General features: G+C 62.6%; 17 protein-coding genes. 13 read left to right on the forward strand and 4 right to left on the reverse strand.

Annotated features, from left to right (window positions below; genetic code table 11):
* Window positions 1-19 precede the first annotated feature (19 nt).
* The 4 genes from RHP72_RS08830 (at window position 20) to RHP72_RS08845 (ending at window position 9,685) form a co-directional block, all read left to right on the forward strand.
* The gene (locus RHP72_RS08830) at window positions 20-748 is read left to right on the forward strand and encodes a hypothetical protein (RefSeq protein WP_007728440.1); all 729 of its coding nucleotides are present in this window, start codon (window positions 20-22) and stop codon (window positions 746-748) included.
* 45 nt (window positions 749-793) lie between these two features.
* Window positions 794-1,642, forward strand: coding sequence for a hypothetical protein (locus RHP72_RS08835; RefSeq protein ID WP_311094568.1), 849 nt, complete (start codon window positions 794-796; stop codon window positions 1,640-1,642).
* 461 nt (window positions 1,643-2,103) lie between these two features.
* Window positions 2,104-5,610: a DNA-directed RNA polymerase subunit beta gene (gene rpoB, locus RHP72_RS08840; protein WP_311094569.1), complete on the forward strand. Its 3,507-nt coding sequence runs from the start codon at window positions 2,104-2,106 to the stop codon at window positions 5,608-5,610.
* Between the two features lie 118 nt (window positions 5,611-5,728).
* A complete protein-coding gene (locus RHP72_RS08845; protein ID WP_003941914.1) occupies window positions 5,729-9,685 on the forward strand; it encodes a DNA-directed RNA polymerase subunit beta' in 3,957 nt (1,318 codons plus the stop codon).
* A gap of 71 nt (window positions 9,686-9,756) precedes the next feature.
* On the opposite strand, the gene RHP72_RS08850 is transcribed toward RHP72_RS08845, so the two are convergent.
* A complete protein-coding gene (locus RHP72_RS08850) occupies window positions 9,757-10,143 on the reverse strand; it encodes a glyoxalase superfamily protein (protein WP_003942070.1) in 387 nt (128 codons plus the stop codon).
* Between the two features lie 88 nt (window positions 10,144-10,231).
* Here RHP72_RS08850 and RHP72_RS08855 point away from each other — a divergent pair, with 88 nt between their 5' ends.
* Window positions 10,232-11,239 (forward strand): LLM class flavin-dependent oxidoreductase, encoded by a 1,008-nt coding sequence (locus RHP72_RS08855; protein WP_311094570.1) that lies wholly within the window; start codon window positions 10,232-10,234, stop codon window positions 11,237-11,239.
* Between the two features lie 13 nt (window positions 11,240-11,252).
* On the opposite strand, the gene RHP72_RS08860 is transcribed toward RHP72_RS08855, so the two are convergent.
* Complete coding sequence (locus tag RHP72_RS08860) at window positions 11,253-11,750, reverse strand: histidine phosphatase family protein (protein WP_007728426.1); 498 nt, start codon at window positions 11,748-11,750, stop codon at window positions 11,253-11,255.
* 73 nt (window positions 11,751-11,823) lie between these two features.
* On the opposite strand from RHP72_RS08860, the gene RHP72_RS08865 reads away from it, so the two are divergent.
* Window positions 11,824-12,024 carry a hypothetical protein gene (locus RHP72_RS08865; RefSeq protein ID WP_003941897.1) on the forward strand — a complete coding sequence of 67 codons (201 nt, stop codon included), beginning with the start codon at window positions 11,824-11,826 and terminating at the stop codon, window positions 12,022-12,024.
* On the opposite strand, the gene RHP72_RS08870 is transcribed toward RHP72_RS08865, so the two are convergent.
* Both RHP72_RS08870 and RHP72_RS08875 read right to left on the reverse strand, forming a co-directional pair.
* Entirely contained in the window at window positions 12,021-12,779 is a 759-nt protein-coding gene (locus RHP72_RS08870; RefSeq protein WP_007728423.1) for an acyl-[acyl-carrier-protein] thioesterase, read from the reverse strand. The genes RHP72_RS08865 and RHP72_RS08870 overlap by 4 nt on opposite strands.
* A gap of 44 nt (window positions 12,780-12,823) precedes the next feature.
* A complete protein-coding gene (locus RHP72_RS08875) occupies window positions 12,824-13,813 on the reverse strand; it encodes an NAD(P)-dependent alcohol dehydrogenase (protein WP_007728421.1) in 990 nt (329 codons plus the stop codon).
* Between the two features lie 65 nt (window positions 13,814-13,878).
* Between RHP72_RS08875 and RHP72_RS08880 the strand changes: the two genes are divergently transcribed.
* The 7 genes from RHP72_RS08880 to RHP72_RS08910 all read left to right on the forward strand — a co-directional run bounded on the left by RHP72_RS08880 (window position 13,879) and on the right by RHP72_RS08910 (window position 20,378).
* Complete coding sequence (locus RHP72_RS08880; protein ID WP_311094571.1) at window positions 13,879-14,535, forward strand: TetR/AcrR family transcriptional regulator; 657 nt, start codon at window positions 13,879-13,881, stop codon at window positions 14,533-14,535.
* 79 nt (window positions 14,536-14,614) lie between these two features.
* Entirely contained in the window at window positions 14,615-15,580 is a 966-nt protein-coding gene (locus RHP72_RS08885) for an NADPH:quinone oxidoreductase family protein (RefSeq protein ID WP_003941986.1), read from the forward strand.
* Window positions 15,581-15,669: 89 nt separating this feature from the next.
* Window positions 15,670-16,140 (forward strand): MarR family winged helix-turn-helix transcriptional regulator, encoded by a 471-nt coding sequence (locus RHP72_RS08890; protein ID WP_003941890.1) that lies wholly within the window; start codon window positions 15,670-15,672, stop codon window positions 16,138-16,140.
* Window positions 16,137-17,669, forward strand: a complete 1,533-nt coding sequence (locus RHP72_RS08895) for a DHA2 family efflux MFS transporter permease subunit (RefSeq protein WP_003942006.1) — start codon at window positions 16,137-16,139, stop codon at window positions 17,667-17,669. The genes RHP72_RS08890 and RHP72_RS08895 overlap by 4 nt, the downstream gene beginning before the upstream one ends.
* A gap of 147 nt (window positions 17,670-17,816) precedes the next feature.
* Window positions 17,817-18,911: an LLM class flavin-dependent oxidoreductase gene (locus RHP72_RS08900; RefSeq protein ID WP_228402030.1), complete on the forward strand. Its 1,095-nt coding sequence runs from the start codon at window positions 17,817-17,819 to the stop codon at window positions 18,909-18,911.
* On the forward strand, window positions 18,898-19,371 hold the full coding sequence (locus RHP72_RS08905) for a MarR family winged helix-turn-helix transcriptional regulator (RefSeq protein WP_042453108.1): 474 nt from the start codon (window positions 18,898-18,900) through the stop codon (window positions 19,369-19,371). The genes RHP72_RS08900 and RHP72_RS08905 overlap by 14 nt, the downstream gene beginning before the upstream one ends.
* A gap of 20 nt (window positions 19,372-19,391) precedes the next feature.
* Window positions 19,392-20,378: a pirin family protein gene (locus tag RHP72_RS08910; protein WP_039972959.1), complete on the forward strand. Its 987-nt coding sequence runs from the start codon at window positions 19,392-19,394 to the stop codon at window positions 20,376-20,378.
* Window positions 20,379-20,392: the final 14 nt, after the last annotated feature.

The raw sequence follows: 20,392 nt of genomic DNA on the forward strand, positions 1-20,392 counted from the left end.
AAAACAGGTAAGTAGGGTAGTGAGTGTGATTCAGAGAAACAGTTCCCCGCAGTCCGGCGGGCCCGAGCAAGTGGAATCGGGAGCGCCGACAACCGGTAGACCGAAGGGGCTGACAGCGTCTCTGATTGCGGTCGGTGTCTTGCTTCTGGCGGCCGTGGTTGCGCTCGGTGTGTTCGGCGTCCCGTACGTTCGGGCGCTCACCACCGACCGCACCACCGCCGAGATGCGTGACGACGCGCTTATCGGTGCGCAGCAAGTCGCGATCAACCTCAACAACGCGGATTCGGCCAATCTCGACCAGTCGATCGAGAACATGCGTTCTTCGGTGACCGGTGACGAGATGACGACGTATCTGCAGACCGTTCAGGATTCCATCACAGACGAGTTGCGTAACTCGGGCTCGAAGGCTGACACCGAAGTCGTTCAGTCCGCGCTGACCGAGCTCAATACCGATGACCGGACCGCCACGGCACTGGTCGTCGTTCGAGTCACCACGACCCAGGGCAACCAGTTCGTCAAGAATCAGCTCGGCATGCGGCTGGGCATGGTCGAGGTCGACGGGGTCTGGAAGGCTCAGTCGGCTGATCCGATCGGCTCTCGGCTCGATCTCGGCTCCGGCACCCTGCCGGCCACCGACGGCTCCACGCCTGCTCCTGACGCAACGCCCGCACCCGGTTCGGGGACCGAGGCACCTGCCTCCGGTGCTCCCGCACCGACAACCGAGGGTGGTGATTCCGGTGGCCAGTAGTTCGTCGAACCTGCACACCGACATCCCTCGAAGGAGAAGCGCGTAATGCCACCCAAACGTCGTACCGGCGGACCGTCCTCCCCGCAGAACCGTCGGCCGAAGATCGCCGGAAGCGCTCGCTCGCTCAACGTCCCCGCGGGGACGTCCGATTCGGATCCGGTCGAGCCCACGATCGAACAGCCGGAAGAGGAAACACAGGAGGCTGTGAAGCCGGAGGTTGCGAAGCCGACGCTCACGAAGGCAGAGTCCGGAGACATCGAGCCGCCGAAGACGGAAACCGACGCTCCGGAATCCACACCGGGCCCCGATCTGACCAAACCGGCGAAAACCGTCGCAGACGAGCCCAAGCCCCCTGCTACCCCGGAGACGGGCGCGGGGGAGTCGGCGACAACACCTACACAATCCAAGGCCGGTTGGCGCCTGGTCGCGATCCTGGGGGCCGCAGCGGTCATCGTCGCGATCCTCGCCGGCATCGCCTTCTTCAAAGTCGGCGCGAAGACGGACGACATCGCCTGGGTGGACGAAGGCGCCACGGCTGAAGTTCTTCGTGTGACGCCGTCGGCGTTGGCTGCAGTCTTCACGTTCTCTCCCGACACGTTCGACGCCGATTTCGACAAGGGTGTCCAGGGCCTGAACCAGTCGATGCGCGATCAGCTGACGCAGTACAAGGACACGCAGAAGGCCGGCGTCGAACAAACCCAGACGGCAACGACCGCTGATGTCCCGCTGATCGGGATCACACGGCTCGAGAAGGACCGAGCACAGTTGCTCGCCCAACTGAACGTCAGCTCGACGCAGAACGGCGTGGCGGCAGACTCTCGCTCCGGAATGGTCATCGTGAGTCTGGAGAAGCAGGACGGAAACTGGCTGATCTCGGAGATTCGCGACCAGTAGCTCGGAGATTCGCGACCAGTAGCACCTGCGCACCAGCGCGAAGATCTGGATCGACGCACGATGTCGGTCCAGATTTTTCGTATGTGACGCCGTTGCTGGCTACACTCCCGGTGGCAGTGTTCGAATGCGCGTCACGAATGTTCGAATGCTGCGACACGCGCTCTCGCCCTTGACGGAGCGGTCCGCAAGGTCCACTCTGATCGGTGAACATGCACGGACGAGTGATCGGCAGTCTCACGTCAGTATCTGAATTCGACCCTCAGTTACACCCGACTCGACATTTCCAGAGTAAGGGTGTACTTTTGGACGTTGCGCTGGCTGCCTCCTGTCCACCCCTCGTCTCAACCGCTGCGAAGTCAAGTACTTCTTGCTTTCTGCGACGGGTTTCGTTCGGGTTGTAACCAGCGAAATTCGAAGCAGATACAGCGGCGGTCGCAACAGCACGGAGCGGCCCGCGTGAGGTGCTGGAAGGACGCATCTTGGCAGTCTCTAGCCAGACCAAGGCAGTTTCCGGAATCCCCGGAGCCCCGAAGAGGGTTTCGTTCGCGAAAGTTCGCGAACCCCTCGAAGTTCCCGGGCTTCTTGACGTACAGACAGATTCGTTCGAGTGGCTGATCGGCGCGCAGAGTTGGCGTGAACGAGCAGCGGCACTCGGCGACAATGCAGTGTCCGGTGGTCTCGAGGACATCCTCGCGGAGCTTTCTCCGATCGAGGATTTCAACGGCACTATGTCGCTGTCCTTCTCCGACCCTCGATTCGACGAGGTCAAGGCCTCGACGGACGAGTGCAAAGACAAGGACATGACCTACGCGGCGCCGTTGTTCGTCACCGCGGAGTTCATCAACAACAACACTGGTGAGATCAAGAGCCAGACGGTCTTCATGGGAGATTTCCCGATGATGACCGACAAGGGCACCTTCATCATCAACGGCACCGAGCGTGTGGTCGTCTCGCAGCTCGTGCGTTCCCCCGGTGTGTACTTCGACATGAGCGTCGACAAGAGCACCGAGAAGGATCTGCACAGCGTCAAGGTGATCCCGGGTCGCGGCGCATGGCTCGAGTTCGACGTCGACAAGCGCGACACCGTTGGTGTCCGTATCGACCGCAAGCGTCGTCAGCCTGTCACCGTCCTGCTCAAGGCACTCGGCTGGACCACCGAGCAGATCACGGAGCGCTTCGGCTTCTCCGAGATCCTCATGGCCACGCTGGAGAAGGACAACACCGCCGGCACCGATGAGGCGTTGCTCGACATCTACCGCAAGCTGCGTCCGGGCGAGCCCCCCACCAAGGAGAGCGCGCAGACCCTGCTGGAGAACCTGTTCTTCAAGGACAAGCGCTACGACCTCGCTCGCGTGGGTCGTTACAAGATCAACAAGAAGCTCGGCCTGAACGCGGGTCAGCCGATCGTTGCATCCACGCTCACCGAAGAAGACATCGTCGCCACCGTCGAGTACCTCGTGCGTCTGCACGCAGGTGACACCTCGATGACGGCTCCGGGCGGCGTCGAGGTTCCCGTCGAGGTCGACGACATCGACCACTTCGGCAACCGTCGTCTGCGTACGGTCGGCGAGCTCATCCAGAACCAGATCCGCGTGGGCCTGTCCCGCATGGAGCGTGTGGTTCGTGAGCGCATGACCACGCAGGACGTCGAGGCAATCACGCCTCAGACGCTGATCAACATCCGTCCCGTCGTCGCTGCGATCAGGGAGTTCTTCGGAACCTCCCAGCTGTCGCAGTTCATGGACCAGAACAACCCGCTGTCGGGGCTGACGCACAAGCGTCGTCTGTCCGCCCTCGGCCCGGGTGGTCTGTCCCGTGAGCGCGCCGGCCTCGAGGTTCGCGACGTTCACCCGTCGCACTACGGCCGCATGTGCCCGATCGAGACCCCGGAAGGCCCGAACATCGGCCTGATCGGTTCGCTGTCGGTCTACGCCCGCGTCAACCCGTTCGGTTTCATCGAGACCCCGTACCGTCGCGTCGTCGACGGACAGGTGACCGACGAGGTCGACTACCTGACCGCTGACGAAGAAGACCGCCACGTAGTCGCGCAGGCCAACTCGGCCATCGACCGCGAGGGTCGCTTCACCGACTCGAAGATTCTCGTCCGCCGTAAGGGTGGCGAGGTCGAGTTCGTCGCGTCCTCCGACATCGACTACATGGACGTTTCGCCGCGTCAGATGGTGTCCGTCGCAACCGCGATGATTCCGTTCCTCGAGCACGACGATGCAAACCGTGCCCTGATGGGCGCGAACATGCAGCGTCAGGCTGTCCCGCTGGTTCGCAGCGAGGCACCTCTCGTCGGTACCGGCATGGAGCTGCGTGCAGCTGTGGATGCCGGCGACGTCATCATCACCGAGAAGACCGGTGTCGTGGAGGAGATCTCCGCGGACTACGTCACGGTGATGGCTGACGACGGAAGCCGCAAGACGTACCGGATGCGCAAGTTCGCGCGTTCCAACCAGGGCACGTGCGCCAACCAGCGTCCGATCGTGGACGAGGGACAGCGTGTCGAGGCCGGCCAGGTTCTGGCCGACGGTCCTTGCACCGAGAACGGTGAGATGGCGCTGGGTAAGAACTTGCTCGTCGCGATCATGCCGTGGGAAGGCCACAACTACGAGGACGCGATCATTCTGTCGCAGCGTCTCGTGGAAGAGGACGTCCTGACCTCGATTCACATCGAGGAGCACGAGATCGATGCCCGCGACACCAAGCTCGGTGCCGAGGAAATCACTCGCGACATCCCGAACGTCTCCGACGAGGTCCTCGCCGACCTCGACGAGCGCGGCATCATCCGTATCGGTGCCGAGGTTCGTGACGGCGACGTGCTGGTCGGAAAGGTCACGCCGAAGGGCGAGACCGAGCTGACCCCCGAAGAGCGCCTCCTTCGCGCCATCTTCGGTGAGAAGGCTCGCGAGGTTCGTGACACGTCCCTCAAGGTTCCTCACGGTGAGACCGGCAAGGTCATCGGAATCCGCGTGTTCTCACGTGACGAAGACGACGATCTGCCTCCCGGTGTCAACGAGCTGGTCCGCGTCTACGTGGCACAGAAGCGCAAGATCCAGGACGGCGACAAGCTCGCCGGCCGCCACGGTAACAAGGGCGTCATCGGCAAGATCCTGCCGCAGGAAGACATGCCGTTCCTCTCGGACGGCACGCCTGTCGACATCATCTTGAACACGCACGGTGTCCCGCGTCGTATGAACATCGGTCAGGTCTTGGAGACCCACCTCGGGTGGATCGGCAAGACCGGCTGGAACATTCAGATCGCGTCCGACGGCTCTCGTCCCGACTGGGCTGCGACCCTGCCGGAAGAGATGCTGTCCGCTCCGGCCGACTCGAACATCGCCACCCCGGTGTTCGACGGTGCGAAGGAAGACGAGCTCACCGGTCTCCTCGCCGCGACGCTGCCGAACCGTGACGGCGAGCAGATGGTCGGACCCGACGGAAAGGCCACCTTGTTCGACGGCCGCTCCGGCGAGCCGTTCCCGTACCCGGTCTCGGTCGGTTACATGTACATCATCAAGCTGCACCACTTGGTCGACGACAAGATCCACGCTCGTTCGACCGGTCCGTACTCGATGATCACGCAGCAGCCTCTCGGCGGTAAGGCCCAGTTCGGTGGCCAGCGCTTCGGTGAGATGGAGTGCTGGGCGATGCAGGCCTACGGCGCGGCTTACACGCTGCAGGAACTGCTGACCATCAAGTCTGACGACGTGGTCGGTCGAGTCAAGGTGTACGAAGCCATCGTCAAGGGCGAGAACATCCCCGAACCCGGCATCCCCGAATCGTTCAAGGTGCTCCTCAAGGAGCTCCAGTCGCTCTGCCTCAACGTGGAGGTGCTGTCCTCGGACGGCGCGGCCATCACGATGGCGGACGGCGACGACGAGGACTTGGAGCGGGCCGCAGCGAACCTGGGCATCAACCTGTCCAGGAACGAAGCTGCGACGGTCGACGACCTCGCGAACTAGGTTTCGGTCCCCGGGGTTGCTCTTGAGAGAGCGGCCCGGGGGCGTAGTTCACATTTGAATTGGCAGTCAGGTTGCCGGGTGACCGGCAACCGTAACCCCAACGGGGAAAGGAAGTTACGTGCTCGACGTCAACTTCTTCGATGAACTCCGCATTGGCTTGGCCAGTGCAGAGGACATCCGCAATTGGTCCTACGGCGAGGTCAAGAAGCCGGAGACCATCAACTACCGCACGCTCAAGCCCGAGAAGGACGGCCTCTTCTGCGAGAAGATCTTCGGCCCCACTCGGGACTGGGAGTGCTACTGCGGTAAGTACAAGCGTGTCCGCTTCAAGGGCATCATCTGTGAGCGCTGTGGCGTCGAGGTCACTCGCGCCAAGGTTCGTCGTGAGCGCATGGGTCACATCGAACTGGCCGCACCGGTCACGCACATCTGGTACTTCAAGGGTGTTCCGAGCCGTCTCGGTTACCTGCTCGACCTGGCTCCGAAGGATCTCGAGAAGATCATCTACTTCGCTGCCTACGTCATCGTCGGTGTCGACGAGGAGCTCCGTCACAACGAGCTGTCCACCCTCGAAGCCGAGATGCAGGTCGAAAAGAAGACCGTCGCAGATCAGCGCGACGCCGATCTCGAGGCACGTGCGCAGAAGCTCGAAGCCGACATCGCCGAGCTCGAGGCAGAGGGCGCGAAGTCCGATGTCCGCCGCAAGGTCAAGGACGGCGGCGAGCGCGAAATGCGTCAGCTCCGTGACCGCGCGCAGCGTGAGCTGGATCGTCTCGACGAGATCTGGACCACCTTCACCAAGCTGAGCGTCAAGCAGCTCATCATCGACGAGCTCCTGTACCGCGAGCTGGTCGACCGTTACGGCGAATACTTCACGGGTGCGATGGGCGCAGAGTCCATCCAGATCCTGATGCAGAACTTCGACCTCGACGCCGAGGCAGAGTCTCTCCGCGAGACCATCCGCAGCGGCAAGGGCCAGAAGAAGCTGCGTGCACTCAAGCGCCTCAAGGTGGTTGCGGCATTCCAGACCAACGGCAACTCGCCGATGGGCATGGTCCTCAACGCTGTTCCGGTGATCCCGCCGGAGCTTCGCCCGATGGTTCAGCTCGACGGTGGACGTTTCGCGACGTCCGACCTCAACGACCTGTACCGCCGCGTCATCAACCGCAACAACCGCCTCAAGCGACTGATCGACCTCGGTGCTCCCGAGATCATCGTCAACAACGAGAAGCGGATGCTGCAGGAGTCGGTCGACGCCCTGTTCGACAACGGTCGTCGTGGACGTCCGGTCACCGGACCGGGTAACCGCCCGCTGAAGTCCCTGAGCGATCTGCTCAAGGGCAAGCAGGGTCGCTTCCGTCAGAACCTGCTCGGTAAGCGCGTCGACTACTCGGGTCGTTCCGTCATCGTCGTCGGTCCTCAGCTCAAGCTGCACCAGTGTGGTCTGCCCAAGCTGATGGCTCTCGAGCTGTTCAAGCCGTTCGTGATGAAGCGTCTGGTGGATCTGAACCACGCGCAGAACATCAAGTCGGCAAAGCGCATGGTCGAGCGCAAGCGCGTCCAGGTGTGGGACGTCCTCGAAGAGGTCATCGCCGAGCACCCCGTGCTGCTCAACCGTGCACCTACGCTGCACCGTCTGGGTATCCAGGCATTCGAGCCGCAGCTCGTCGAGGGCAAGGCCATTCAGCTCCACCCGCTGGTGTGTGAGGCCTTCAACGCCGACTTCGACGGTGACCAGATGGCTGTTCACCTCCCGCTGTCGGCAGAGGCTCAGGCCGAGGCACGCATCCTGATGCTGTCCTCGAACAACATCCTCTCGCCTGCTTCGGGTCGCCCGCTCGCCATGCCGCGTCTGGACATGGTCACGGGTCTGTTCCACCTGACCCGTCTCGACGAGGGCGTCACCGGTGAGCTCGTTGCTCCGACCAACGACGAGGCAGAGCAGGGCGTGTACTCCTCGCCCGCCGAGGCTCAGATGGCAGTCGACCGCGGCGCGCTCTCGGTTCAGGCTCAGATCAAGGTGCGTCTGACGCAGCAGCGTCCGCCGCGCGACCTCGAGAACGAACTGTTCCCCGAGGGCTGGAACTACGGTGACGGCTGGACCGCCACCACGACACTCGGCCGTGTGCTCTTCAACGAGCTGCTTCCGGCGGACTACCCGTTCGTCAACGAGCAGATGCCGAAGAAGCGCCAGGCGACGATCATCAACGATCTCGCCGAGCGGTACCCGATGATCGTGGTTGCTCAGACCGTCGACAAGCTCAAGGACGTCGGGTTCTACTGGGCCACCCGTTCGGGTGTCACGGTCTCGATCTCCGACGTGCTCGTGCCGCCGGAGAAGCCTGCCATCATCGAGGACTTCGAGGCTCAGGCCGACAAGATCGAGAAGCAGTACCAGCGTGGTGCTCTGGACAAGAAGGAGCGCAACAGCGCTCTGGTCACCATTTGGCAGGAAGCGACCGACAAGGTCGGCAAGGCCATGGAGGCTCACTTCCCCGACAGCAACCCGATCCCGATGATCGTGAAGTCCGGCGCAGCCGGCAACATGACTCAGGTTCGCTCGCTCGCCGGTATGAAGGGCCTGGTGACAAACCCGAAGGGTGAGTTCATCCCGCGTCCGATCAAGTCTTCCTTCAAGGAAGGCCTGACCGTTCTCGAGTACTTCATCAACACGCACGGTGCTCGTAAGGGTCTGGCCGATACCGCACTCCGCACCGCCGACTCGGGTTACCTGACCCGTCGTCTGGTGGACGTTTCGCAGGACGTCATCGTCCGCGAGGTCGACTGTGGAACAGAGCGCGGCATCGTCACCACGATCGCCGAGAAGCAGGCCGACGGCACGATGATCCGCGACGCTCACGTGGAGACCAGCACGTACGCCCGTACCTTGGCGGCCGATGCAGTCGACGCGAACGGCACCGTCATCGTCGAGCGTGGCCACGATCTCGGTGACCCCGCGATCGATGCTCTGCTCGAAGCCGGCATCACGACGGTCAAGGTCCGCTCGGTCCTGACCTGCACCACCGGCACCGGCGTTTGCGCCACTTGCTACGGCCGCTCGATGGCCACCGGCAAGCTGGTCGACATCGGTGAGGCTGTCGGTATCGTCGCCGCACAGTCGATCGGTGAGCCCGGTACCCAGCTGACCATGCGTACCTTCCACCAGGGTGGTGTCGCAGGAGATGACATCACCGGCGGTCTGCCGCGTGTCCAGGAGCTGTTCGAGGCACGTGTGCCCAAGGGCAAGGCTCCTATCGCGGACGTCACCGGTCGGGTACAGCTCGAAGACGGCGATCGTTTCTACAAGATCACCATCGTTCCGGACGACGGCGGCGAAGAGGTTGTCTACGACAAGCTCAGCAAGCGTCAGCGTCTGCGTGTCTTCAAGCACGCCGACGGTCGCGAAAGCCTCTTGGCTGACGGTGACCACGTCGAGGTCGGACAGCAGCTCATGGAAGGTGCTGCCGATCCCCACGAGGTCCTGCGAGTCATGGGTCCGCGTCAGGTTCAGATCCACTTGGTCAACGAGGTCCAGGAGGTGTACCGGAGCCAGGGTGTGTCGATCCACGACAAGCACATCGAGGTCATCGTGCGCCAGATGCTTCGTCGCGTGACGATCATCGATTCCGGTGCCACCGAGTTCCTGCCCGGTTCGCTCACCGAGCGCGCCGAGTTCGAGTCGGCAAACCGCCGCGTTGTCGCCGAGGGTGGCGAGCCCGCAGCCGGCCGTCCGGTGCTCATGGGTATCACGAAGGCGTCGCTCGCGACGGATTCGTGGCTGTCCGCGGCATCGTTCCAGGAGACCACTCGTGTCTTGACCGACGCGGCTATCAACTGCCGCTCGGACAAGCTGATCGGTCTGAAGGAAAATGTCATCATCGGCAAGCTGATCCCTGCCGGTACCGGTATCAACCGTTACCGCAACATCCAGGTTCAGCCCACCGAAGAGGCACGCGCCGCTGCTTACGCAGTGCCGTCGTACGACGACCAGTACTACAGCCCGGACGGCTTCGGCCAGAACACCGGTGCTGCAGTTCCGCTGGACGACTACGGCTTCAGCAACGACTACCGCTAAGCGTTAGTTCGTAGAAATCCCCCCACTTCGAAAGAGGTGGGGGGATTTTTCATGTCAGGAGTGGGACGTTTTCAGGAGTTGCTGCCGCTGAGGTCCGGGATGACGATCTCCTGGACGGCCCACTTGTTCCCGTCGGGGTCGGCGAAGTAGATGAACCGCCCCCAGGCCTGGTCGTCGATCGGGCTGATGTCGATGCCGCGGCTCTTGAACTCGCGCTCGGCCTCTTCGATGTCTTTGACCACTACCTGCATGCCGACGACCGAGCCGGGCTCGGCGTCGGTGATTCCCTTGCCGATGCAGATCGAGCAGGCCGAACCGGGAGGGGTCAGCTGGACGAATCGCAGGTCTTCGCTGACCGTGTGATCGTGGTCGGCATTGAATCCGAGGCGGACGTAGAAGTCCTTGGCGCGGTCGATGTCGGTGACGGGAATGGCGACCAGTTCGAGCTTGATGTCCATGACGTGCCCTTCATGTGATGGTGAATTCCGGCGACAGGTCCAGTGTTGCGGGTATTGCGGTCAGAAACGGTCCTCGTTCGGCGTCCGGATGAAACTTTCCGAATTCCTTGTTGCTCCGAGGGTGCTTCTCTCACTGCTCGACCGATCCCGAACCAGGAGCGGATACCCCGACTCCGCAGCTCTGACGCATTCCGTCGAACGTGCCGCGCACGCCGACGCTCTCGGCTACCACCGGTTCTGGGTGGCCGAGCATCACGCGGTGCCCGGGATCGGGAGCGGGTCGCCGGCAGTACTGCTTGCCGCGATCGGCGCGCATACGCGCGATATCAGACTCGGCAGCGGTGGGGTCATGCTGCCGAATCACCAACCGCTGATCGTCGCCGAGCAGTTCTTGATGCTGGAGGCTCTGTACCCGGGGCGAATCGATCTCGGCCTCGGCCGATCGCTGGGATTCACAGAGCCCGTACGTCAGGCACTACGACGCAGCAAGGACGCTCCGGACACGTTTGTGTCGGACCTGGACGAGGTGAGGCGTTACCTGGACGGATCCGCCGCAGTGACGGCACGGCCGGCGTCGCAGACTGGGGTGCCGATCTTCGTGCTGGCGACGCGCACAGGTCTGAAAGTGGCAGCGCAGCTGGGGCTTCCGGTGGTCGTGGGTGGGCCGATACTGGGAATCGGTAGCACCGATCGGGTGGATGCGTTGGACGAGTACCGCCGAGCTTTCCAGCCCACCGACACACACCCCGAACCCTATGTGGTGGTTTCCCTCGAGGTGGCGGTTGCCGATACCACCGAGGCGGCCCGTGAGTTGCTGATCCCGGAGGCGTACGCGCTCGCAGAATCGTCACGGACAGGGGAGTTTCCGCCGCTCGTGTCGCCGGACGAGATCAGGCGCGCCCCGCGCAGTGATCGAAACGCCAGGCGCATCGAGTCGTTCACGGCTTCGGCGCTGCACGGGACGCCCGTCGAGGTGAAGCAGCAGCTTCACGATCTGGCCGAGCGAACCGGTGCCGACGAAGTGCTGGCGTCCACGTCGACGTACGACCGTGACGCGCTTGCACTTTCGGACCGCCTACTGCGTGAGGTGGTTTAGCAGTGTGGTTGATCTAACGAGGCACGTGAAACTCGAGCAGAGTGGCGACGGAGTCGTCGAGTTCGGTCCACGGCACCGGTACGGAGAGGACGGCGATCGCCGAAGTCGGGAACTTGTCGCGGATACGTTGGGCCGCTTCGGAGTTTTCGTTCGATGCGAGATCGAGTGCAGTCCAGGGAATTCCGGGTTCGTGTCCGACGATCAGGAGCGTCTTGACGTGGTCGGACGTGGTTCGCGCAGCTGCAATGACGTCTGCGGGTGAGCCGCCGTAGATGGACTTCTCGAACCCGGCGGGAGCTTCGATTCCCGTCGAGGCAAGGGTTTCGACGGTCCGCCGGGAGGTGGAGCACAGAACGGCGTCGACGGGCGGGACGTTTTCACGGATCCATTCGCCGCCGATGCGGGCCTCGCGCAGGCCCCGTTCGGCGAGCGGACGCTCGTGATCACGGATGCCCTCGGGGTAGCTGGACTTGCCGTGTCGCATGAGGACGAGGGTGCGGTGGTCGGCCATGCGTTCACGGTATCCGCTTTGTGCCCGTCAGTCCGGTTACTCTGGATGGTCAGGACCTTGAAGGAGGTTTTCGATGGCCGGTAAGAAGCTCGATCGAACTAATGCCCGAACTGCACTCGAGGTGGTACGAGAAAGCCCCACCATCGCTTTCATCACCGTTGCCCCGGCAGTGGTCGTGTTCGGCGTGGTGTGGTGGCTCTTCGGTTTCTGGGCCGCGATTCTTCTTGCGTTGGTGTTCGGTGTCGCGGCTGTCGCGACCCAGAAACTGCGTTAGAGGGCGCTCACCTGCGCAACTGCGCGGAGCGCTTCGCCGACCAGGAACCAGACCGTGACGGTCTTGTCGTCGACGCGGCTGCGCAGGACGACGTCGTCGCTGGAGACGATGGGGGAGAGGTACTCGATCAGTGCTCGATGCGGAACTGTCCGTAGTTCGGTGCGAGCGCTGAGGACCTCTTCGACTGCCTGCCAGTAGACGGCGTTGTTGACGTGGTCGAACGGGTCGATATCCGTGGCGCGCAGAGCGAACGGCGTGTCCAGAACACCGGCGTCGTCCGCCTCCGGTGCGTTCTCGGCGAGGACACGCTTCCACTTCAGGCGATGCTCGTCGGTGGATTCCTCCAGTGGCCGCATGAAGTCGTCACTCATCCGCGTGGGCATGCCCGACTCGGCGCTGATGTTGATCCAGAAGCCTTCGGTTTCCATCAGCGCGCCGTTGCTGCCGTCGAAGCGCACACGCATGTTCGCCCATCTCGTGGAGAAGCCGGAGCACCAGCGAGTCATCGTCAACTCTTCCGGCCAGATCGCCGGGCGTACGACGTCGACGACCGTACGACGCACTATCCAGAGCGGATGGGTGTCGATGGCTCCCGCGGCCTCGATGTTGTCGTTGCCGATGTCCTGCAGGTAGCGGGCGACGGCGTCGAGCCTGACCTGCTTGGCGACGTCGATGTCGCCGGTGCGGACCGGGCGGGACTTGACGAAGATCGGTCCTCGGTCCGGCTGTTGCGCGAGCGTGAGATCTGGGTTCACGTGAGATTCCTGTTCGCTGGAGTGAGCCGATTCTGTCAGGCTTTTCAGCGAGTGGCGATTATCTGCTTTCCGCAGCCGGAGCCGTCGACCATTCGTGCCACGGCGACGGCGGTGTCGGCAAGGGGATGAACGGAGTCGATCACCGGGGTGATGTCACCTGCGTCGATCATCTGCGTCAGGACCTCCAGATCGTCGGCGTTCTCCGAAGCGATGAAGGTGCCCATTTTCTGAGATATGAACGGAGACAAGCACTGTGCGCGTATTTGGCGATCGGTTCCGCCGAGCCACCGTCCGCCGTTCTCGCCGCCGACGATCACCAGCGTTCCGGTGCGTGTGAGCGCCCGTCGAAGATCTCGCAGTCGGCGGTTGCCGCCGGTGTCGATGATGACGTCGTACCGATGCGATCCGTCGGTGGCGTCGTCGACGCGGTAGTCGAGAACCTCGTCGGCACCGATGGAGCGGACGGTATCGGTTTTCGAGGTGCTGCACACGCCGGTGACGTGAGCGCCCATGGCTTTTGCCACCTGCACCGCGTAGATACCGACGCCACCGGATGCGCCGAGTACGAGGACGGATTGGCCCGCCTGCACGCGGCCGTGGTCCCGCACGGCTTGCAACGCTGTGAGGGCGGAGACCGGCACCGCTGCTGCCTGTGCGAACGACAACCGGGCAGGTTTTGCGGCAATCTTCGTCTCGAGTGCGCGTGCGTACTCCGCGAACGAACCGACCGCGATCCCGTACACCTCCTGGCCGACTGCCACGCGGGTCACCGAACTGCCGACGGCCTCGACTCGGCCGGACACGTCCAGTCCGCGGACTCGGTTCCTAGGTCTGCGCAGCCCGAAACCCGCGAGGCGCAACGGATATGGCAGTCCGGCCATGAGATGCCATGCCCCGCGGTCGACGGACGCGGCCTCGACGCGTATCAGCACTTCGTTGTCGGCGACAGTGGGGCGCGGAATGTGGTCGACGTAGAGAACGTCGGCCTCTCCGTAGCGATCCTGTACGACGGCGGTCATCAGTTCCTTCGGCATGCGAGTCTCCGTTCGTCGAATACTTACACCGTAAGTATTGCACTTACGGTGTAAGTTCTGTCAACGTGGAGAAGCGCGCAAGATTGACCCGAGACGACGTCGTACACGCTGCTGTCGCGCTTGCCGATTCCGTCGGAATCGATTCGATGACCATGCGGAAGCTGGCCACCGAACTGGGCGTCGAAGCGATGTCTCTGTACAACCATGTTTCGGACAAGGGGGATCTGCTCGACGGAATGGTCGATGCGGTCTTCGCGGAGATCGATCTGCCGACGCCGGGACGCCCGTGGCGCACGGAACTTCACGTGCGAGCGGTATCGACGCGGGAAGTGTTGGGGAGGCACCCGTGGGCAACTCCGTTGATGGAGTCCCGAACGACGCCTGGTCCCGCGACCCTGCGCCACCACGATGCCGTCATCGGAACGCTACGCGCTGCCGACTTTCCCGTCGCCCTTGCTGCGCATGCCTTTTCGATCATGGATGCGTACATCTACGGCTTCGTGCTGCAAGAAGTGAGCTTGCCGTTCGAAACAGCGCAGGAAACGACGGAACTGGCGAAGGCGATCATGGGCTCGTTCGAGAGCGGTCAGTATCCGCACCTGGCCGAGTTGACCACCAAGCACGTCCTTGCTCCGGGATACAGCTACGCCGCCGAATTCGCTTTCGGTCTCGATCTGATTCTCGACGGACTCGAACGTCTGCACATCGGGAGCGAACGATGATCTGACGTGAGTACCGGGTTAAAGTCGAGAAAACCGGGTTACCGGTCCAGACTTCAGATGTCCCGAAGAGGAGCTTTCTGTGCGCGCCATGGTGGTTACGGAACTGTCCGGTCCCGAAGGAATTGTCGCGCAGGAGGTTCCCGAGCCCGCAGCCGAAGGTCTTGTTCTCATCGATGTGAAGGCAAGTGGCGTCTGCTTTCCGGACCTGCTCATCACCTACGGCAAGTATCAGATCCGCCCGGAACCGCCGTTCATTCCCGGCGCGGAGATCTCGGGCGTCGTGGTCTCCGCGCCGGAAGGGTCGGGTTTCGCTCCGGGCGATCGTGTTCTCGCGGCCGCGTATCTGGGTGGGTATGCAGAGCGGATTGCCGTCAACCCGGCGCAGGTACTCCGAATTCCGGACGGACTCGCCTTCGACGAGGCGGCCTCGCTGATCATCAACTATCAGACGATGGAGTTCGCGCTCGCTCGTCGCGCGAAGATCGTCGCGGGGGAGACTGTCGTCGTGCTCGGCGCTGCAGGCGGAGTCGGAACGGCAACCATCCAGCTGGCCAAGGCGCACGGTGCCCGGGTGATCGCCGTGGTACGACGCGAGGGCGTCGATGACTTCTTGCGTGAGCTCGGTGCCGACGAGGTGGTCGCGCTGGCTCCGGGATGGGGAGAGCGGATTCGGGAACTGACCGACGGCGTCGGCGCTCAGATCGTGGTGGATCCGGTGGGCGGCGATGCGTTCGACGACGCGGTCCGGGTTCTGGCACCCGAAGGACGACTCGTGGTGATCGGATTCGCCGGCGGCGGTATTCCCGAGGTAAAGGTGAACCGGGTGCTGTTTCGCAATATCAGCATTGTCGGCGCGGCATGGGGTGAGTTCACGCGTACCAATCCCGAAGCGGTAGCCGAGGTGCATGCATCGCTGGTAGAACACGTCCGGAACGGCTTGCGTCCGCTGGTCAAGGCACGGTATCCGCTTGCCGACGCAGCAGTTGCCCTGGCTGATCTCGAAAGCGGCAAAGTTCTCGGAAAGGCCATCTTGCTGCAGGAATGATTCTTCGCAACGTGATGGTGGTCACCAAATAATAAGTTGCAACATGTTTTCATTTGGGCAATAGTTGCAACCGCACTACCATTTGCCAGGTGATCGCTTCCGATTCTGATGACCTGTATGGAGCACTCGACGAGTTGTTCACTCGCCTGATGAGCGCCGGTGATTCGGAGTCGATCGATGCGTTGATCGAACTGGATCTCTCGTTCTCTCAGGTGCGTGTGCTGTTCGTACTTGCACAACGTGATGCGGCGATCCCGATCAACGAGGTTGCCGACGAGCTTCGGCTCTCGGTGGCAGCTACGGGGCGGAACATCGATCAGCTCGTGAACATGGGTCTGGTCGATCGCCGTGAAGACGAGCGGGACCGACGCGTCAAGCGGGTTTCCTTGTCGGAGGCCGGTCGTAAGGTGACGACCAACCACATCGAGTGCAAGCGCGGCCAGCTTCGCGAATTCGCGTCGCGTGTTCCTGAGCCAGAGCGGATTCGTTTGTTCGAGGCTCTCAAGCCCATTCTCGCGGGTGACTATCTGCGAGCACTTAACCAGGAGACTTCGCGATGACATCGCCGAACGCGCCGGCACCGGCGTCCGACAAACTTGACGGGGCGGTCCTCAAGATCGCTTCCGTGGTGGTGCTCGGCGCCATCATGTCGATTCTCGACGTAACCGTGGTGAGCGTCGCGCTCACCACTTTTGCCGAGGACTTCGAAACTTCGTACGCCACCGTCGCGTGGACGATGACGGCCTACACGCTCGCCTTGGCGACGGTCATTCCGGTTACCGGTTGGGCTGCCGACCGTTTCGGCACCAAGCGCCTGTACATGACGGCCCTGGTGTTGTTCGTACTCGGTTCGGTCGCTTGTGCGATGGCGTGGGACATCACCTCGCTCATCGGCTTCCGTGTGCTCCAGGGCCTCGGCGGCGGCATGTTGATGCCGCTCGGTATGACGATCATGACCCGGGCCGCCGGTCCGGACCGTGTCGGTCGTGTCATGGCAGTTCTCGGTATCCCGATGCTGCTCGGTCCTATCGGCGGCCCGATTCTCGGTGGTTGGCTGATCGAGGCCGCGAGCTGGCACTGGATCTTCCTGATCAACTTGCCGATCGGCATCATCGCTCTGGCTGCTGCGTTCATCATTCTGCCGTCCGACAAGGCGAAGCCTTCGGAGTCCTTCGACTTCCTCGGCATGATCCTGCTGTCGCCCGGCCTGGCGCTGTTCCTGTTCGGTGTGTCGTCCATCCCTGAGGTGGGAACCGTCGCGTCCGCTCGGGTTCTGGTGTCGGCCGGTATCGGTCTGGCACTGATCATCGCCTTCGTGTTCCACGCGCTCAACAAGGATCACCCGCTGATCGACCTGCACCTGTTCAAGAACCGTCAGTTGACCACCGCCGTCATCACGACGTCGCTGTTCATCGTCGCCTTCATGGGCGCCGGGTTGCTGTTCCCGAGCTACTTCATCCAGGTCGGCGGTCACACCACGCTCGCTGCCGGATTGTTGATGGCTCCGCAGGGTCTCGGCGCTATGGTCACCATGCCGATCGCTGGTCGACTGGTCGACAAGATCGGCCCGGGCAAGATCGTCCTGACCGGTTTGCCGTTGATTCTGATCGGCTTGGGTGTGTTCACACAGGTTGCCTCGGATTCCCCGACGTGGCTGCTGATGGGTGCCTTGTTCGTCATGGGCCTCGGTATGGGTTGCACCATGATGCCGCTGATGACCGCAGCTATCGTGACGCTCTCCAACGAGCAGATTGCTCGCGGCTCCACCCTGATGAACATCGTTCAGCAGACCGCAGGTTCGATCGGTACCGCCGTGATGTCGGTGGTCTTGACCAACCAGCTTCTCGATCGTGGCCTCGACACGACGATGGTCGGTGCGGCCTCGCACATTCCGACCGAACCGGGAAGTCCGCAGGAGTCTGCTGCGAATTCGATTCTCAGTGCGGCGTCGGATGCCTTCGGTAACACCTTCCTCGTTGCCACTGTGCTGATCGTCCTGACCCTCATCCCGGCGTTCTTCCTGCCGCGGAGCAAGACCACCAGGCCGGTGGCCGAGGGCGAGACGGCAACGCCGATCGTTATGCACTGACCGCTTTTCGGTAGATCGTTCGTCCAGGTGAGGGCGGCACACATCTTGTGTGCCGCCCTCACCTTTTTGCCGTGGAATACAGCTGGATGGTTGAATGTTTGATCAGTTACATGCAAACGCATGGATCTAGTTCGCGGAGGAGCAACCATGCAGTTCGGAATCTTCACGGTCGGTGACGTCACCACTGATCCCACGACGGGTAGGACCCCGACAGAGCACGAGCGCATCAAGGCCATGACGACCATCGCCAAGCACGCCGAGGAAGTCGGTCTCGACGTCTTCGCGACCGGCGAGCATCACAACAAGCCGTTCGTGCCGTCATCTCCGACCACGATGCTCGGATACATCGCGGCCCAGACCGAGAAGATCACGCTCTCCACGTCCACGACGCTGATCACCACCAATGACCCGGTGAAGATCGCCGAGGATTACGCGATGCTTCAACACCTCGCCGAGGGGCGCGTCGATCTGATGATGGGTCGCGGAAACACCGCGCCTGTGTACCCGTGGTTCGGCAAGGACATTCGCGCCGGTATCCCGTTGGCTCTCGAGAACTATCAACTTCTTCGCCGGCTCTGGGACGAGGAGGTCGTGAACTGGCAAGGGGAGTACCGCACTCCACTCCAGGGATTCACGTCCACCCCGCGCCCGCTGGACGGCGTCGCGCCGTTCGTGTGGCACGGCTCGATCCGCAGCCCCGAGATCGCGGAGATCGCGGCGTATCACGGCGACGGATTCTTCGCGAACAACATCTTCTGGCCGAAAGAGCACTACATCGAGCTGATCAATCTTTACCGCCGTCGTTACGAGCATTACGGCCACGGGTCCGCGGATCAGGCGATCGTCGGTCTCGGTGGTCAGGTCTTCATGCGCAAGAACAGTCAGGACGCGGTCAAGGAATTCCGTCCGTATTTCGACAATGCTCCGGTGTACGGCCACGGGCCCTCACTCGAAGAGTTCACCGAGCAAACGCCGCTGACCGTCGGTTCCCCTGAACAGGTCATCGAGAAGACGTTGGCGTTTGCCGATTTCTTCGGCGACTACCAGCGCCAGCTGTTCCTGATGGATCACGCCGGGCTGCCGCTCAAGACGGTGCTCGAGCAGCTCGATCTGCTCGGTGAGGAAGTTGTTCCGGTTCTGCGCCGTGAGTTCGCGGCCAGGCGGCCAGCACATGTGCCGGACAACCCGCCCACTCACGCGTCGATGAAGGCGGCTCGTGAGGCAAGCAGTGTCACTGCCTGACGAGCAACCGCCTGAGGTTCCGGTCAGCACCACCGAACTCGCCACCGACGCCTGGGAAGCCTTGTTTCGCGCCCAGGTGTCGGTGCTGCGGCGGCTCTCTGCCGATGACGTCTGGGATCAGGTGTCGATGCGCGAGTACGACGTGCTGTTCACGCTGAGTCTTGCGCCGAGTAGTTCCCTTCGCCTGCATGACCTGAATCGGGAGATATTGCTGAGCCAGCCTTCGCTCAGTCGCCTGGTGGAACGGTTGGAGGGCGAAGGTCTGGTAACGAGAAGTGTTGATCCACAGGATCGCCGCGGGACGATCGTGCAACTCACCGAAACGGGTGCAGCGCTGCAGAAATCAGTGGGTCGCCGTCATGCCGCGAGCATCCGCCGCCACGTCGGACCGGCCCTGGACGCGGATGAACTTCGACTGTTGGCCGAATTGTGCACGCGTCTGCGTCTCGCGCAGTCATGACTGGAGGCAGGATGGACGATATGAGCAACCTCGAAGCGCAGCCCGTCGAGCAGGAATGCGAAGGCCATCCGGCGGAGAGCGAGATTCAGATCCTCACCCCGCGCGACGTACCGCTCGGTGGCCCGCGGGCCATGCGAGTGCGACGCACCCTCCCGCAACGCGAGCGTTCGCTGATCGGGGGATGGTGTTTTGCAGATCATTACGGTCCGGATGACGTCGGCTCAGGACCGGGCATGCATGTGCCGCCGCATCCGCATACCGGTTTGCAGACGGTGAGTTGGCTGTTCACCGGAGAGATCGAGCACCGTGACAGCATCGGTTCCCATGCGATGGTGCGGCCGGGTGAACTGAATCTGATGACGGCCGGGAGTGGGATCGCGCACTCCGAGGTGTCGACGCCGAATACGAAGGTTCTGCACGGGATGCAGTTGTGGGTGGCCCTGCCGGATGCGGCGCGCGATACCGCACCCGCGTTCGTTCACTATCGACCGGAGCCGGTGACAACCGATGGTGTCACGCTCAGTGTGTTCCTCGGTTCGCTCGCCGGTGAAACGTCTCCGGTGTCTACCTTCACCGAATTACTCGGTGCCGAGGTGATTCTCGATCCTGGGGCCGAGATCGCCCTCGATGTCGATCGTTCACATGAGCACGGCGTGATCGTCGATCAAGGATCGGTTGTTCTGCGTGGTACCACTGTCGGCTGGGCCGAGTTGGGTTATCAAGCACCGGGTTTCGGAAAACTGACTTTGCGCAATCCGGGATCCGAACCGGCTCGACTGCTACTTCTCGGCGGGAAACCGTTGGGCGAGCAGGTCATCATGTGGTGGAACTTCATGGGCCGTACACACGAAGAGATCGTCGAGTATCGACGCAAGTGGCAGGCCGAGCTTGCCTCCGGATTCGACGGCAGCGTCCCGGACCGGCGTTTCGGCGTCGTGCCGGGATACGACGGTCCGGCGCTCCCGGCACCCGAGTTGCCGAACAGCACGTTGCGGCCCCGAGGCTAGTCGTTGCTCTTGCT

It is taken from the genome of Rhodococcus sp. SG20037 (assembly GCF_031763325.1).
Taxonomy (GTDB): Bacteria; Actinomycetota; Actinomycetes; order Mycobacteriales; family Mycobacteriaceae; genus Rhodococcus_F; species Rhodococcus_F qingshengii.